This window comes from Paraburkholderia aromaticivorans (genome assembly GCF_012689525.1).
GTDB classification, from domain to species: domain Bacteria; phylum Pseudomonadota; class Gammaproteobacteria; order Burkholderiales; family Burkholderiaceae; genus Paraburkholderia; species Paraburkholderia aromaticivorans_A.
Genome location: NZ_CP051514.1, coordinates 536,496 through 551,184 on the forward strand (window position 1 = coordinate 536,496; position 14,689 = coordinate 551,184).

The 14,689-nt window shown below is 60.2% G+C and carries 15 protein-coding genes and 1 pseudogene; 10 read left to right on the plus strand and 6 right to left on the minus strand.

Annotated elements, in window-relative coordinates; all coding sequences use genetic code 11:
• Nucleotides 1-6: 6 nt before the first annotated feature.
• Nucleotides 7-315: a hypothetical protein gene (locus tag HF916_RS02385; RefSeq protein WP_168787675.1), complete on the minus strand. Its 309-nt coding sequence runs from the start codon at nucleotides 313-315 to the stop codon at nucleotides 7-9.
• Nucleotides 316-574: 259 nt separating this feature from the next.
• Between HF916_RS02385 and HF916_RS02390 the strand changes: the two genes are divergently transcribed.
• Nucleotides 575-1,705 carry a sensor histidine kinase gene (locus tag HF916_RS02390; protein WP_168787676.1) on the plus strand — a complete coding sequence of 377 codons (1,131 nt, stop codon included), beginning with the start codon at nucleotides 575-577 and terminating at the stop codon, nucleotides 1,703-1,705.
• 453 nt (nucleotides 1,706-2,158) lie between these two features.
• Here HF916_RS02390 and HF916_RS02395 read toward each other — a convergent pair whose 3' ends face one another.
• On the minus strand, nucleotides 2,159-2,596 hold the full coding sequence (locus HF916_RS02395) for a response regulator (RefSeq protein WP_168787677.1): 438 nt from the start codon (nucleotides 2,594-2,596) through the stop codon (nucleotides 2,159-2,161).
• Between the two features lie 358 nt (nucleotides 2,597-2,954).
• Here HF916_RS02395 and HF916_RS02400 point away from each other — a divergent pair, with 358 nt between their 5' ends.
• From HF916_RS02400 to HF916_RS02410, 3 genes are all read left to right on the plus strand, one after another.
• Complete coding sequence (locus HF916_RS02400; RefSeq protein WP_168788960.1) at nucleotides 2,955-3,455, plus strand: HAD hydrolase-like protein; 501 nt, start codon at nucleotides 2,955-2,957, stop codon at nucleotides 3,453-3,455.
• Nucleotides 3,456-3,565: 110 nt separating this feature from the next.
• Nucleotides 3,566-4,438: a manganese catalase family protein gene (locus HF916_RS02405; RefSeq protein ID WP_168787678.1), complete on the plus strand. Its 873-nt coding sequence runs from the start codon at nucleotides 3,566-3,568 to the stop codon at nucleotides 4,436-4,438.
• Between the two features lie 121 nt (nucleotides 4,439-4,559).
• A complete protein-coding gene (locus HF916_RS02410) occupies nucleotides 4,560-5,261 on the plus strand; it encodes a glycosyltransferase (protein WP_168787679.1) in 702 nt (233 codons plus the stop codon).
• A 416-nt stretch (nucleotides 5,262-5,677) separates the two neighbouring features.
• Here the strand turns inward: HF916_RS02410 and HF916_RS02415 are convergent, their stop codons facing one another.
• The gene (locus tag HF916_RS02415) at nucleotides 5,678-6,061 is read right to left on the minus strand and encodes a hypothetical protein (RefSeq protein WP_168787680.1); all 384 of its coding nucleotides are present in this window, start codon (nucleotides 6,059-6,061) and stop codon (nucleotides 5,678-5,680) included.
• 325 nt (nucleotides 6,062-6,386) lie between these two features.
• A pseudogene (locus HF916_RS02420) lies at nucleotides 6,387-6,810 on the minus strand (Hsp20/alpha crystallin family protein); the annotation flags it as partial.
• A 5-nt stretch (nucleotides 6,811-6,815) separates the two neighbouring features.
• Here HF916_RS02420 and HF916_RS02425 point away from each other — a divergent pair.
• The 3 genes from HF916_RS02425 (at nucleotide 6,816) to HF916_RS51870 (ending at nucleotide 8,322) form a co-directional block, all read left to right on the plus strand.
• Nucleotides 6,816-7,370 carry an alpha/beta fold hydrolase gene (locus tag HF916_RS02425; RefSeq protein WP_168787681.1) on the plus strand — a complete coding sequence of 185 codons (555 nt, stop codon included), beginning with the start codon at nucleotides 6,816-6,818 and terminating at the stop codon, nucleotides 7,368-7,370.
• Between the two features lie 68 nt (nucleotides 7,371-7,438).
• Entirely contained in the window at nucleotides 7,439-8,170 is a 732-nt protein-coding gene (locus tag HF916_RS51865; RefSeq protein ID WP_431311385.1) for an NAD(P)/FAD-dependent oxidoreductase, read from the plus strand.
• Complete coding sequence (locus HF916_RS51870; protein ID WP_431311386.1) at nucleotides 8,167-8,322, plus strand: hypothetical protein; 156 nt, start codon at nucleotides 8,167-8,169, stop codon at nucleotides 8,320-8,322. The genes HF916_RS51865 and HF916_RS51870 overlap by 4 nt, the downstream gene beginning before the upstream one ends.
• A gap of 31 nt (nucleotides 8,323-8,353) precedes the next feature.
• Here the strand turns inward: HF916_RS51870 and HF916_RS02435 are convergent, their stop codons facing one another.
• Nucleotides 8,354-9,205 (minus strand): formate/nitrite transporter family protein, encoded by an 852-nt coding sequence (locus HF916_RS02435; protein WP_168787683.1) that lies wholly within the window; start codon nucleotides 9,203-9,205, stop codon nucleotides 8,354-8,356.
• 211 nt (nucleotides 9,206-9,416) lie between these two features.
• Here HF916_RS02435 and HF916_RS02440 point away from each other — a divergent pair, with 211 nt between their 5' ends.
• The 3 genes from HF916_RS02440 to HF916_RS02450 all read left to right on the plus strand — a co-directional run bounded on the left by HF916_RS02440 (nucleotide 9,417) and on the right by HF916_RS02450 (nucleotide 12,867).
• Nucleotides 9,417-10,166, plus strand: coding sequence for a transglutaminase-like domain-containing protein (locus HF916_RS02440; RefSeq protein ID WP_168787684.1), 750 nt, complete (start codon nucleotides 9,417-9,419; stop codon nucleotides 10,164-10,166).
• A 303-nt stretch (nucleotides 10,167-10,469) separates the two neighbouring features.
• The gene (locus HF916_RS02445; protein ID WP_168787685.1) at nucleotides 10,470-11,273 is read left to right on the plus strand and encodes an alpha/beta fold hydrolase; all 804 of its coding nucleotides are present in this window, start codon (nucleotides 10,470-10,472) and stop codon (nucleotides 11,271-11,273) included.
• Nucleotides 11,266-12,867, plus strand: a complete 1,602-nt coding sequence (locus HF916_RS02450; RefSeq protein WP_168787686.1) for a hybrid sensor histidine kinase/response regulator — start codon at nucleotides 11,266-11,268, stop codon at nucleotides 12,865-12,867. The genes HF916_RS02445 and HF916_RS02450 overlap by 8 nt, the downstream gene beginning before the upstream one ends.
• A 708-nt stretch (nucleotides 12,868-13,575) precedes the next feature.
• On the opposite strand, the gene HF916_RS02455 is transcribed toward HF916_RS02450, so the two are convergent.
• The gene (locus tag HF916_RS02455) at nucleotides 13,576-14,553 is read right to left on the minus strand and encodes an IS5 family transposase (protein WP_168787687.1); all 978 of its coding nucleotides are present in this window, start codon (nucleotides 14,551-14,553) and stop codon (nucleotides 13,576-13,578) included.
• Nucleotides 14,554-14,689 lie beyond the last annotated feature (136 nt).

The window sequence follows — 14,689 nt, forward strand, 5'->3', positions numbered from 1 at the left end:
GATAGGCTAGCCATAGACGTGTTGCAATTCGCGGGTATTTCCAAACACCACGCGCCGACTTCCTGGAGCGCTCAACTGAATTTTTAAAGGGGAGGAATCCGTCAGCGGGATAGTTAACGAGACGGTCTGGGAGGACGTCGGATCGCCGTGGTGGCGACGGCTGTTGCAACTTGAAAGCCGCCATTGAAGCCAGAGTGCGTTGAAAAGGCAGCTCAGGGTCGGAGTCGCTCCTTCGAGCGGGCGCTGAAAGCTGGCTAATGGCACTTTCTCGTCGATGCCGTCCCGCTGCAGGTAAATCGTCCAGTGCCTGTCCATTCTTCACCTCGCTGAATGGGTGTCGAAGGTAGCTTAAGAAGAAAACGTCGTGCCCCAGTTTTTGTCCACTCCCAGCAATTCTGAACACCAACACGTATACCGCTTGCAGCTGGCATGGTCGGGGTTTCGGCCGAGCAGCAGGCTCACCACGGTCTTCGTCGAAGGCGTATCTTTTTTGGTTCGGAGTTCGATAGTGAAATGGGGTTAACATAGGCAAGCTGATCAGACCCTAACGCCCTCGACGCTTTGGAGACAGGACATGCGACTTGCCGACTTTATCTCGCGAGACATGGAGGCGATCCTGGCGCAATGGGAGGCGTTTGCGGCTACCCTCCTGCCGGCGGCGGCAAACATCGAATCATTGGGCTTACGCGATCACGCGCAGCAAATCCTGGAGGCGGTGGCGAAAGACCTGCAAACCTCGCAAAGCAGGGAGGCCCAACGGGACAAATCACAGGGACGAGGCCCCCGGTTGATCGATGCAAGTGAAACTGCCGCGCAAACCCATGCTCTTCTGAGGGCGCGTGCGGGCTTCAATATCAATCAGCTGACCGCCGAATATCGCGCGCTGCGTACGAGCGTGCTTCGCTTGTGGATGGATGATTGTCAACCCGAAATGCCCGATCTGGATGACGTCATTCGCTTTAATGAAGCCGTCGATCAGGCACTGGCCGAGTCGGTCACTTTTTTCAGTGTGCAGGTTGACCAGAGTCGTAACCTGCTGCTTGGCATGCTAGGACACGATATGCGCAGCCCTCTCCAGGCGATCCAGTTGACTGCATCGTATTTGGCCGCGCTGAATGCCGGGGAGCGAGTGTCGGAAGCCGCTGGCCGCCTGATACGTAGCGGGGCCCGGATGCAGGCGTTGCTTGATGACCTGTGTGATTACAATCGGACCCGACTGGGCCTGGGCATCAACGTTGTACCCAGAAGCGTCGATCTGGCGAACGTCCTCGCCGACGAGCTGGACGAGTTGCGCGCAGTGCATCCCGGCAGGCAGATTGACCTGCAGGTGAGTGGTAATTTACGGGGGCTGTGGGACGGCCAGCGGCTGCAACAGTTGCTTGGAAACCTTGTACTTAACGCCATCAAGTATGGGGCGCATGACGCGCCAGTGCGCGTCATGGTGACTGGCGACGTAACGCATGTCCGCATCGACGTTAGCAACAGCGGACCTGCCATCGAGCACGCAATGCTGGCGCGCGTTTTCGATCCTTTGGTGCGGGGCGCGGACCAGCAGAGCAAATACGACAGCGCCGGTAACCTTGGATTGGGTCTGTACATTGCAAGCGAAATCGCGAAAGCTCATCACGGTGCAATCGCAGCGCGGTCCGACGAGACAGAAACCTCATTTTCGGTGTTACTCCCGCGCGCGGACGGAACGGAATAAGGCGAAATAGCGCGTGCCGTCGGAGCAATAGGTCCGCCGCGCACCAGCCAGTCCCATCAGGTGGCCGAGCCGGATGTCCCACAGCGACTCGTTTGCAGGCGCGTGAGACATCGCTGTGGCAGGCGCGCAGTGAGAGTGCCCCGGCGCATTATTCGATTCCCCTCGACGTAACGGGGGGCCGGCACTCGCGGGATTCCCGCGCATCCTCATGACAGCGCGGCTTGATATCGCCCTGCGTAGCCAGCGGCACATCTTTTCGGTCGACCGTCGGCGCATTCATCCAAATGCGTGGCAGTTACCCGCGATGGCATGACACAGTGACCAGTGATTTGCAGTCGCTGAGATCGGCAAGGTCAGCACGAGCCGTGCTCGTTTTTCCGTCGAGGCGCACGACCAGCATATTTTGCGTTTCCGCTTCACGTCACACAAGGCGTTGTCGCTCACGTTGGCACTTCAAGGCCAGCATCGCCACGAAATCGGCTGCCATCTGGACGGCGCGGGGTCGCATAAAGCTGGTTTGACCGACGTTCCAGACAACCGGCCGACCAGCAATCGCGCCACGGTAAGCTGCAGTGTTTCTACATCTACCGGTTTGAGCAAAAAAGCGTTCCAGAGAAAATTTTTTTCGGCAGGGGGATAACGCGCGGAGAGCACGGCGACCGGAACGGAAGCGAGGGCGGGACTGAGGCGCACCCGCTCGCAGAGCTCTTCGCCGTCCATTTCGGGCATATTCCAGTCGGTCACGATCAGGTCTGGAAGATAACGCGACGCAATATCGAGCCCCTCTTTGCCATTTCTTGCGGTACGCACCCGATGGCCACGCTCCTCCAGCACGATCTGAAATACGAAGAGCAGATCAGGTTCGTCCTCGACGAGAAGGATAGTCGCCATAGCTGCCTCAGTGGCACTGAATGCGCAGCAACGGCCATGCCGAGTTGAGCGCCTACCCGGCGCGAATACAAGGCGTCACGCCAGAGGAGCGGAGCCTGACACAGCCTGGGTGCGCGGTGTTCCCTGAACCTGTCGGTTGGCCTGACCAGCGAAAGTGGCGAGGGTGAGGACCAAAGACAGCGTGCAGACGGTAATCATGCCGCCGCCTTTGGGCAATCGGCGCACGCGATGCCGTGCACCAAAGTCAGGGTGCGTGCGCACGCAAATGCTGTAGGACGGCTAACAGTCAGCGGACATGCGACTTGCGGAGTGGCTTGCCGAATTTACCGACCTTCGCATCAATCAGGAGTACATCGCTATGACGAAGGCCGCTGTTTTCGATGTTGACGGGACGCTCGTCGATTCCGGCGATTTGCATGCAAGCGCATGGCAGGAGGCATTCACTAGGTTCGGGCGCGAGGTTACGATCGAACAGGCGCGAAGCCACATCGGTAAGGGCGGGGACCAACTGCTCCCGGTTATCCTGACTGCGACCCAGCAACAGGCATTCGACATAAGAGAAGGTGCGAGTTTTCATGATGCCCCTGCTGGTTGGCACGAGTGCCGCATGAACCGGGCCACCAGACCGTTCGTCGGTTGGTTTGCGCAAGTTCTCGCCATGCGTTCTTGCGGCTGCCAGCTATTAGGTCTTACGGCCGGTACCGGAGCCGTCGTGTATCTGTTCTGGCGGCAACAGGCACAAGTCATGCTGGATATCGGTTGGCAGTGTCTGCCATGCGCGGCAATATCGCCTTGCATATGCCAGAGCTTGCGCTCTGAGAGCCGGGCGCCCACGTATGGGTGTGACGCAATCTCCTGATTGCGTCGCTGTCCGGTTTTGACCCACGGTTGCAAACGATTCTGCCGGCGAATTGCGGCTCCCGCGCCGGTCATGGCAGAACGTGTCGCACCGGTCACCGGAGGACCACAATGTTCATTCACAATAAACGTCTGCAGTACACCGTTCGGGTAGCCGCGCCCAATCCCGGCCTTGCCAATCTGCTGCTCGAGCAGTTTGGTGGCCCCCAGGGCGAACTGGGCGCCGCCTGCCGGTACTTCACGCAGGCAGTCGGCGAAGATGATCCAGGTCGTAAGGATCTACTCTTCGATATCGCGACGGAGGAGTTGAGCCACCTTGAGATTGTCGGTTCGATTGTCGCGATGCTCAACAAGAGCGCCAAAGGTCAACTGGCTGAGGCAGTGGAAGCGGAGGCTGAGCTCTATCGGTCAATGACCGGCGGAGGGAACGACTCACATACGACAGCGCTGCTCTATGGCGGTGGTCCTGCATTGACCAATTCGGCGGGCGTGCCGTGGTCTGCCGCGTACGTCGATACGATTGGCGATCCGACTGCGGACCTGCGGTCGAATATTGCGGCTGAAGCGCGTGCAAAGATCGTCTATGAGCGCTTGATTAACGTCACCGACGATCCGGGCATCAAGGAAACGCTCGGCTTTCTGATGACACGCGAAATCGCCCATCAGAAGTCGTTCGAGAAAGCGCTGCATTCGATCCAGCCAAACTTCCCGCAAGGCAAGCTGCCCGGCGTGCCGGAATACACAAGCGTGTATTACAACATGTCGCAGGGCGATGACACGCCGCGTGGTCCATGGAACGAGGGACCGGAATGGGAATTCGTGGACTCCCCACAACCAGCCGTAGATGGCGGCGACGGTCTTGCCACCGTCAATGTGTCGCAACGGGACGTCAAGGTGCTGCAGGCGATGGCTGCGCGCACTGCATCAGACACGTCGCCCGATCCCAGGACGGGCGCTGATCTCGGTTCGGGCCAGGTGGAGTAGGCGGAGCGCGGGGGCTGCGGACTGCGGGCTCAATATCGGCGCGGACAGCGTCAATCCGCGTCCGCGCCTGGACACGCGCCAGATACAGATCGATCTGACCGAATAAGAAAAGGAGAAGATCATGCTCGGCGTCGTTATCCCGGCCCATAATGAGGCCGCCTACATAGGCTCCTGTGTGCGGTCGGTCATCCGGGCCGCGGAGCATCCAGGCCTCGCGGGCGAAGAGGTCAAAATCTTTGTGGTGCTCGATAGCTGTACAGACGGAACCGGCGATGTCGCTTCTGCACTTGATGCCCACGTTCTGCTAGTAGAGACCCGCAATGTCGGTGTTGCACGCGCGACGGGGGCCGGCGCCGCGTTGGCTGAAGGCGCGCGTTGGCTTGCATTCACGGACGCTGACACGTCGGTCGCTCGTGACTGGCTGGTTCAGCAGCTAGGATGCCGCGCAGACGCAGTCTGTGGCGTGATCAGTGTGGACGACTGGAGCGATCATAACGATGCCGTCCGCGAGAACTTCGTGGCGACCTACCGGGATGTTGACGGACACCGGCATATCCACGGTGCAAACCTGGGCGTCTCCGCGAAAGCGTACGCGCTCGTGAAAGGCTTCCAGCCCCTCGCTTCGAATGAGGACGTCGCGCTGGTGGAGGCGTTGATTGCCGCCGGTGCGACGGTTGCCTGGAGTGCCGCTCCCCGTGTGATCACCAGTGCGCGGCTGGATTCGCGAGCACCCGAGGGTTTCGGCGCCGCATTGCGCGAAGTTAGCCGCCGACTGTCGACTGCTGAGCTGATAGCGGAGGCGGTGACAGAGGCTGGGAAGTGAGGGTCCGCGTTCTGAAGCGCGCCTACTGATCTGCCTTCGGAGCCGCGCGTAAAGCGGCTGGCGCAAGCGCCAAAATTCTGGCGCGCGGTCGACGGGGCATTTCCCGGTCAGCATAGGCAAGATCGTGCTCGCACCGGGCGGAATGCGAACAACCACTTGCTCTGCAATGAAAACATTTCAGCGTTCGGGCGGCACACGACGCCTCGCGTCCTGTCGCGGTATGACGCCGCGTCCGCGCGGGTTTTTTTCCTGCGCCACCCCACCCCAAGGGGCACCGCGCAGCACTACATGAGCATCTATACCGAACTCGCCCTCCAAGAAGGCAAGTCCGCCGGCAGTACGTCAGGTCGGCACCGGCCGAACGGTGGAGGGCGCCTGTCGCTGCGCACCTGCGACGCGGCGCAATCGCCCGACGATCACTGGATTGCCGGCGCCACGCCCGGTTTCTCGGCCAGCATGCGCTCATACACGCCGAAGTGAGGGTCGACTTCCTCCTGACTGACTGTCGTCACGATGATGTTCACCTGCTCAGGCAACAGGCCGAGCACCAGCGCGATCGCCGCTTCCAGTGACGGCGCACAGACGCTGTCCTCCGCCAAGGTCGTGCCGACGGCGATATCGTAGGTCTGTTTCCGCTCCAAGACGATCTCGACCAGCCGCGCGCGGGCGCTCATGTTATTGTCAATCGCGAGGCGCACGACCTCCGCCACGCCATGCATTAACTCCGTCGGAAAGCCTCTGGTTGAGCGCAGCCGGACGCGGTGTTTGCCAAGCGTGAGCCAGTCCGAATCGAATTCCATGGTGTCCTCCGTTGTCCATTCCAATGCACCGCAATAATAGGATTTGGCAGGCGATTTTCAAGTCCCGAATTTCACCAACGCTCCCTTGAAATTTTCACCGTAGGTTCTATCTTTGATTTCGCTCAGGCAGATGCGCCGGTCACATCCGGTGCGCTGCGTGTTTCGATTTGTTTGCCAGCAGCCTGGCAGGCGAACTGGAGCGCGTAGGTCAGGAGAAACACCGGTGGCGGCTGCGAGGTCGCCACCGTCCGGTTAGTGGGAAGGCGAATGCACATCGTCGCGGTCTGGTTCTCCTGCCAGACTTATCAAGGAACAGAAGATGATCACCGTATGCGCGCTCAAGCCGATAACAGCCATCTTCCTCTCTGTGCACATCCTGCTTTTTCTCGCCGCGCAACACCAGAGCCCCGTCCTCGACTATGATGTTCAGATCCTCCCTCTCCATGCCCGGCAACTCCACAGTCACGCGCAGTACCTTCCCCTCATCGACCATCAATGCGCGGCTGGAAACGCGATGAGCTGAAGTCGCCAAACCATCGTTCGAGCGTCCCGCGGGCTGCAAATGGATCGTGTAGAAAATCCTCCATCGCACGCCACGAATCGGGAGAAAAGAGCCGCGAGATGTCAGGCCACGGAATACGCCACGGTTCGCTGGCCTGCGGACTTTGCGGACCGCGCGCCTCGGGCTTGCGCCCTGCACGCCGGAGAAATTTGAACGGGTTCCACTTTTTCAGGTCGGCTGGTCGCACTTGGCATGGCGGTCGGCGCCGCCGCTGATGTACGCGGCCTTGTGCTGGTTTCCGGTTATTACTATCCGACCGCGCGCGCGGACGTCGCGTTCAGTGCGCCGGTGGCAATTCCCGTCTTGCGTTACACCGTGTCACCCATGAGCGGCCGCCTGTTGCTGAAACGCAGCGTGAAAACGATGTTTGCCCCGGCACCCATGCCAGCTAACTTTTTCGATGTTATCCCTCGTGAAATGCTGCTCCGTCCAGTGCAAATCAGGGCCGTGGCCGAGGACGCTACGTTTATGATCCCGGCAGCTGCAAAGTTATGTTCTCGCTATTCCGACCTGAAGATGCCGGTCAGCATCTTTGCCGGCGCGGATGACAAGATCGTCGACCCTGAAGCGAACTCGGTCCGGCTGCACGGCGCAGTGCCTCCGAGCACACTCGTCGTTACGCCCGGGGCGGGGCATATGGTGCATTACGCGATGGCCGGAAATCATCGAAGCGATTGTTCTGATGACTACCGGCCAGAATCGGCAGTCCAGGGCTGGCGACACCCCCATCCACGACACTTCTTCTGACACTGAAACGTTGGAGGACGCGCCAGCGACGACGTGACACGCAGTCGACGCCCGCGGTCTTTAGCGGGCTGTTCGTAGGCGGGGGGCCAGCCGGGTTGACCGCGGCACTCTATCTTGCGCGCTATCGCCGAACGACGAGTGTCTTTGACTCGGGCGAAAGTCGCGCGCGGCTGATCCCCGTTGCGTGCAACGTGCCGGGTTTTCCATCGGGCATCAGCGGGGAGGCCTGGCTGGCGAGCCTGCGCGAGCAACTCACGCCGTACGGACCGGCGCCAGAACAAGCCACGGTAGAGGCCATCGAGACTGTCCGCGACGGTTTCCGGATCGACTACCGTCCAACGCGGGGCGGCGAAGAAGAAGCAGTGCGCTCGGTGCGCGCCAGGTGCGTTTTGCTTGCCGCGGGCATACGCGACCAACTGCCGCTCGTGCCCGACGCGGATGAGCCGACACGTTCCGGCCTGTTCCGCCTCTGTCCGATATGCGACGGCTACGAGACCGAAGGCAAGCGCATTGCGATGTTAGGACCGGCAAAATGTGCGTTGTCGCATGCCATTTTTATGCGCAAATTTTCACGCGACGTGTGCGTGGTCGCCTCCGACCTCGACGCGCTATCGGGCGCAGAAGTGGATTCGGCTGCCGCCTGTGGCGTCAGTCTGATTTCGCTATCGAGACTCGAAGCGCCTCCGTGCGCTAACCGGGCGGGTCTGTTCACGTTTTCGACTCGGTATATCCCGTTATGGGTTGCCATCCCCGGACCAACCTGTTGGGACTTTAAGTGGAGCGGGACGACGACGGAATGATAAGAACGGACAAGCATCAGCGTACTAGCATTCGACATCTCTACGCGGCTGGCGACATCGGCAATACGCCCAATCAGATCAGCGTCGCCTCAGGCGAAGCAGCCATTGCCGCGACGGTGATCCAAAGAAGCCTTCCACATAACGCAAGTTAATGCGCTCGCAATCTGCGCTTGCTGAGACGTGTCAGCGCTGCGGCTCCGAGTCCGTTATTTCCGCCGCGATAGACCCGTGGTTGATTATCGCCACCAGCGATATACCGCCGATCATATTGCCGAGCAAGGTTGGCGCGAAGAATCCGAGCAGGTAGTCTCGGACGCTGGCCGCACCGGTCATCACGCCGTAGCTCGCCTCGACGGATCCGGCGATGATGTGTGACAGCTTGCTGATCGCCACGACGTAGGTGATTAATAGAATCGTTACGAGCCGGGCCGAGCGCGCGCTGGGGAGCAGCCAGACCATCAGCGCGATGAGCCAACCGGCAAACATCGCACGAACCACCGTCACCATGAAGCTGCCGGAAAACGGCTGCGTGGCCAGCGCGCCCAGCGCCTTGACGACGTCGTCGGAAAACACGCCTGGAATCTGGAGTATTGCCGCGAATATAAGCGTTCCGACGATATTGGCGGACAGCACGAGTCCCCAAAGCCGGGTTGTCTTCGCGACGGTCTTCAGGTCGCGCCGCGTCAGCACCGGAAGCACGGCGCTCAAGGTGCTTTCCGTAAAGAGTTGCTGCTTGCCGAGAATGACGATGACGAACCCGACCGTGTAGCCAAAAGAAGCGATGAGAAAGCGCCACGAGGTGTCGCGCAAAGAACTTTCGATGACAGCTTGCGTCAGGAAGGAGAACCCCATCGACAGCCCAGCGGCGAGCGCGGACATAATCAGCGCGCCGGCCGTTCGGTCCATGGCAGCTTCACCTTCTTCTCTGACTACCTCATGAATGACCAACGCGCGGGGAGAGGCGTGCTGCGCCGCCTGTTGCTGTTCGCCGTCATCGAGATGAGGAGAGTTGGAACCAGTATCGCTAGCGGGCATGTTCGGAGTCCTCGGAATGTCATGTGTCGTCCGGCATCGGAAAGCCGGCGGACCTGGCTCTCCATTCGCACGATCAATGCCTGCGCAGTTCTGTTGGTCACCAGAGCCAGCGCGTGCGGCGTTGCGGACTGCCGCCGCGGGTACGGTCGTTGCGCGGCCTTTCTCCGAGGCGTCGGACAGGCGCCGTTGTGCCGCCGACAAAGGTGATGGAATGAGACTTCGCGTGGGTTACGAATTGGTGTACGAGTGTCTGCAACCGACGCCAATGCTCTTGATGCTGAACACGCACTATTCCCGTGCACAGGATATGCTCGTTCCGGATCACATCAACACCGGGCCATGGGTGCCGCTGCGGCAATGTCAGGACGCATTCGGCAATCTTTGCACGCGTCTGACGGCGCCGCCAGGCGTGCTAACGCTGTCGGCGCGCGGCGTATTCGAGGTGCCGCCGAATCACGAACTGCCCGGCTCCAACGGCTATCAACATGCGATCGAAGAACTCCCCGACGAATGCATCATGTTCCTGCTCGGCAGCCGCTACTGTGAAACCGATCTGCTCTCCGAGACCGCGTGGCAACTCTTCGGCCATACACCGCTCGGGCGTAGTCGCGTGCAGGCGATTTGCGACTTCGTGCACAACCATGTCCGCTTCGACTACAACTGCGCACGTCCGACGAAAACGGCGTGGCAGACGTGGCAGGACGGTGGGGGTGTCTGCCGCGACTACGCGCACCTTGCAGTCGCGATGTGCCGCGCGATGAACATTCCGGCGCGCTACTGCACGGGTTATATCAGCGATGTGGGTCTTTTACCTCCCTACGCGCCAATGGATTTCTGCGCATGGTTCGAGGCGTATTTAGGCAACGGCTGGGAGACTTTCGACCCGCAGCTATGGAAAGCGAATCTGTCCCACGCTACAGTATGGTCCTGTATTGAGCTCGGAATTTCCAGCCCGGCATGAGTATCGGCTAGCTTTATGGCGCGATGGAATATGATGCGTCGCGTTCGGTGATGCGTGGCCGACCTAAGTTTCGTCGACGGGCGTTCGTCGCTGCAAGTGCGGCGGCGAACCGGCTTTGAACCGGTGAAACGAAGTTCCGCGTGACTCGGGACGAACCGGGCGCGGCGGCCGTGGCCGTGGTCGCGGTCCGACGCGGGCGCTGATCGGCGAGCGGAGCGCAGGGGGCGTGTCAATCTCGCCACAGCGGGCTGGCGTCCATGCCTTTGGCGATGTAATCAAAAAGTGTGTGAGGAATGAGCAGTTATGAGTATCGCAAAGCGAAACAACGTTCAGACTTTCGGCCATGGTCCCAGGACGCTGATGTTCGCGCACGGCTTTGGCTGCGACCAGAGTATGTGGCGTTATCTTGCTCCCGGATTCCAGGACCGTTACGAAGTCATACTCTTCGATCTTGTCGGTAGCGGCAAGTCGGATCTTTCAGCGTATGACATGAAGAAATACGATTCTCTTCACGGTTATGCCAGTGATGTGCTGGAGATCATGGACGAATTCGCCGAGGGCCCGACAATTTTCGTCGGACACTCGGTCAGCGCGACGATCGGCATGCTTGTCTGCAGTCAAGCGCCCGGGCGCGTTCGTGCGCAGATCATGGTTGGCCCGTCGCCGTGTTACATCAACGACGGCGATTACCTGGGTGGGTTCACGCGCGCGGATATTGACGGCTTGCTAGAAACTCTGGAAAGTAATTATCTCGGATGGTCCAGCACGATGGCTCCCGCCATCATGGGTGCACCGGAACAGCCGGAGCTCGGCGTAGAACTGACCAACAGTTTCTGCCGGACGGACCCGGAGATCGCGAAACACTTCGCCCGCGTCACCTTTCTTTCCGACCATCGCGCCGACGTCGCCAGAGCAGATGCGCCCGCGCTTATCCTGCAATGCAGTGACGACCTGATCGCGCCGCTCTCGGTCGGCGACTACCTGCATCGCAATCTGCCCAACAGTTCGCTGCGCATCATCGAAAACGTAGGGCACTGTCCTCACCTTAGCGCCCCGGGAGCAAGTGCCGCGGCGATCGAGGACTTTCTTCTGCGACTGGATGGTTGACGTGCAGGGAGAGGGCGCCTGGCCAGAAGTGAGCGATCTTTTCCAGCACGCGCCTTGCGGGCTGCTGGTGACCGGCGTGGACGGCACAATCCGACGTGTGAATGCGACTTTCTGCAACTGGACTGGCTATAACGAGCAGGAACTCGTTGGAGTGCGCCGTGTGAGCGAATTGCTAACGATGGGTGGCCGGGTATTCCACCAGACCCACTGGGCGCCGCTGCTCCAGATACAGGGCTCTGCGGCAGAGGTGAAGCTGGACGTGGTCCACCGCGCAGGACATACGGTGCCGATGTTGTTCAATGCGATCCGGAGACATCGCAACGGGATCGTGTGGCATGAACTCGCTGTTATGGTGGTCAACGACAGGCACAAGTACGAACAGGAACTGCTGCTTGCCCGGAATAATGCGCAAGCGTCGCTTGCCTTACAGAAGGCGACACAGACGGCACTCGAAAAAAGTCGAGACCAGCTGGCGGAGGCGGACCGACGAAAGGATGAATTCCTCGCCACGCTGGCCCACGAGCTTCGAAATCCGCTTGCGCCGATGCTCAACGCGCTGGAACTTCTCCGACTTAAAAATTTTCAGGACGAGCAACTCAACCAGCTGCACAACATCTTTCAACGGCAGGTCAGTCATATGACTCATCTGGTCGACGACCTTCTCGAAGTGTCGCGGATCACTCAAAGCAAGCTCGAGCTCCGAACACAGCGACTGGATGTCGCTAATGCGCTGCACGACGCGGTCGAGTCCGTGCGGCCGCTCATCCAGGCCGCATCGCACGAACTTACGATCACACTGCCTGCGGAGCCGATCATGCTGGACGCCGATCCGGTCAGGCTTAGCCAGGTCGTTCTAAATCTGCTGAACAATGCGGCGAAATATACACCTCCCGGCGGAAAAATCCTGCTCAGTGCCCGGCAGGAATGCGGTCATGCGCTGATTGCGGTGAAGGACTCGGGCATCGGCATTCCGGCCGAAAGTCTCGTCAGTGTTTTCGACCTGTTCTCTCAGCTCGCGCCGGCCAGAGAGCACGCGCAGGGCGGCCTTGGGATCGGGCTGGCGCTGGTGCGCGGCCTCGTAGAACTTCATGGCGGAACGATTACTGCTCAGAGCGCAGGGCTGGGTCTGGGAAGCGAATTTGTCGTCCGCCTGCCGGTCTCAGAAACTGGGCCGTCGGTCCCTGCCGCAGCGGACGGCGTGCCGGAGTCTCCCGCCGGTGGCCCCCCTCTGCGGATCGTCGTTGTAGATGACAACAAGGACGCGGCGGATAGTCTGGCCATGCTTCTCGAATTCAATGGGCACGATGTTCGGACTGCGAATGATGGACGCGCTGGCCTCGATCTGGCGTTGGAGGTCGTCCCCGATGTGGTGATGCTGGATATCGGATTACCGCACCTTAGCGGTTATGAGATCGCACGCCGCATACGCCGGGACGCGCGCTGCGGCGACGTTCTTCTGATTGCCGTCTCGGGTTGGGGACAGGAAAAAGACAAAGCGGAGGCCACGTCGGCTGGCTTCGATTATCATTTCACGAAGCCCGTCGACTTCGACCGTCTGCAGGCGGTCCTCAACAGGATCAACTCCCCCGATTGAATCTCGTTTTTATGGGCGTGACCGCTGCTAGTGCCTCGCTCGTAGGACACGCAATACGTTTGTTTGCATTAACGGAACCTTGACCCGGTCTCAACCAGCGCGGGAGCGTTCGGGCCGAGAGGGCGCGGACGACTGTGCGGTTTGCGCGAAGCCGCTCGCTTTTGATGGACGCCGAGACTTCGCATGCCCAATCCGCGGCGACGGGAAGCGCGCGCGATCCGCTACCTCCACGCTGTCACAGGAAAAATAGATAACCCTAGCTTGCCGGCGGTGTCGCTCCGGGGCGCCCCTCCGAGATTGCACTCAATCCTCGCAGATGCGGGAAGCGCCCATGCTATGGCAATTCGAGAAGTCGCTTGTTTCCAGTGTGCATTTCGACTTGCGCTGACAACAACTACGCCACTAACCGGGCAGTACTGCGCAACACAGAACCGGTGCCTGGTCGTCCTCCTTCGTGCATGCGCCCGATTAAAAGGTTCCCGAACTGAGCCAACAAAGGACGCGTTGCGGGCAAACGCTCCGAATCGGGGCGTTTGCCCAGTGCGGCATGCAACTTGCCTCTTGATATCTAAGGCTTCGCTGAACAAGCCGCTGAATTTGCAACGTGTCCGCGATTTGGAGGTGTTCAGGCCGTGAAGCCGAGCTTCACCCCTCGGCTTTTGGCCCTTGCGGGCGTTGCAGGCGGGCGTTTTGCCCGCCTTTCGCCCATTACGGGCGAACCTGTGCCATCAATCGCGTGCGCGACAGATAGACATTGGCCAGCGCCAGTGCCACGAACGCCCGGTTTGCATTCTTTGCCAGACCGCGATAGCGCACCTTCGTGAATCCCCATAGACGCTTGACGACCGCGAACACATGTTCGACCCGAGCCCGGATCTTCGACTTGTTGCGGTTCTTGCCGCGTTGCACCTCGTCGACTTCACCGCCCGCGCGGCGCGTGCGCTGATTCGTGAAGTCGCGCGCCTTCGGCGCTTTGCTGTGTATCAGCGCCTTCTGGCTCGCATAGGCGCTGTCACCGTAGACCCGCCGCTCCTGGCCGTGCAGCAATTGCGGGAGCGGGTGCTTGTCATGCACGTTAGCCGGGGTGAGTACCGCGCTGTGCGCCAGACCGCTTTGGCTGTCCACACCGATATGCAGCTTCGCGCCGAAATACCATTGCTTGCCCTTACGCGTCTGATGCATCTCGGGGTCGCGCGCTTTCTGCTCGTTCTTTGTCGAGCTCGGCGCGGCGATGAGGGGGGCATCCACGATGGTGCCGCTGTTGAGCTTCATGCCGCTGGCTTGCAGGACTCGGCCCACTTTGGCGAAGAGCTGCTCACCCAGTTTGTTCGCCTCAAGCATGCGACGGAATTTGAGCAGCGTCGTCGCGTCCGGTACGGACTCGCAACCCAGGTCAATACCCACAAAGCGACGCAGGCTGGTGCTGTCGTAGAGTGCCTCTTCGCAGGCAAAGTCGGCCAGATTGAACCGGTGCTGCACGAAGTGAATCCGCAGCATGCGTTCCAGACCAATCGGCGGACGGCCATTGCCGCGTTTCGGATAATGCGGCTCGATGACCGCGCACAGTTCGGCCCACGGCATGATCGTGTTCATCGTGTCGAGAAACTCGTCGCGCCGCGTGCGTTTGCGGTGAGTCTCGAAACCCGCACCTTGATCGGCTGCCATCGCCAGTGTCTGCTGCTTCATCCTGTTCTGCTTTCTTCGTTGACTCAGACCTCTATAACGCCTGAGGTTCACAAGCGGTGGACTTAATCAGCATTGCCCTAACACTACGGGCCGCCTTCATCCGCGCAGCCGATTCGACGGTCAACGCAAATCCCTA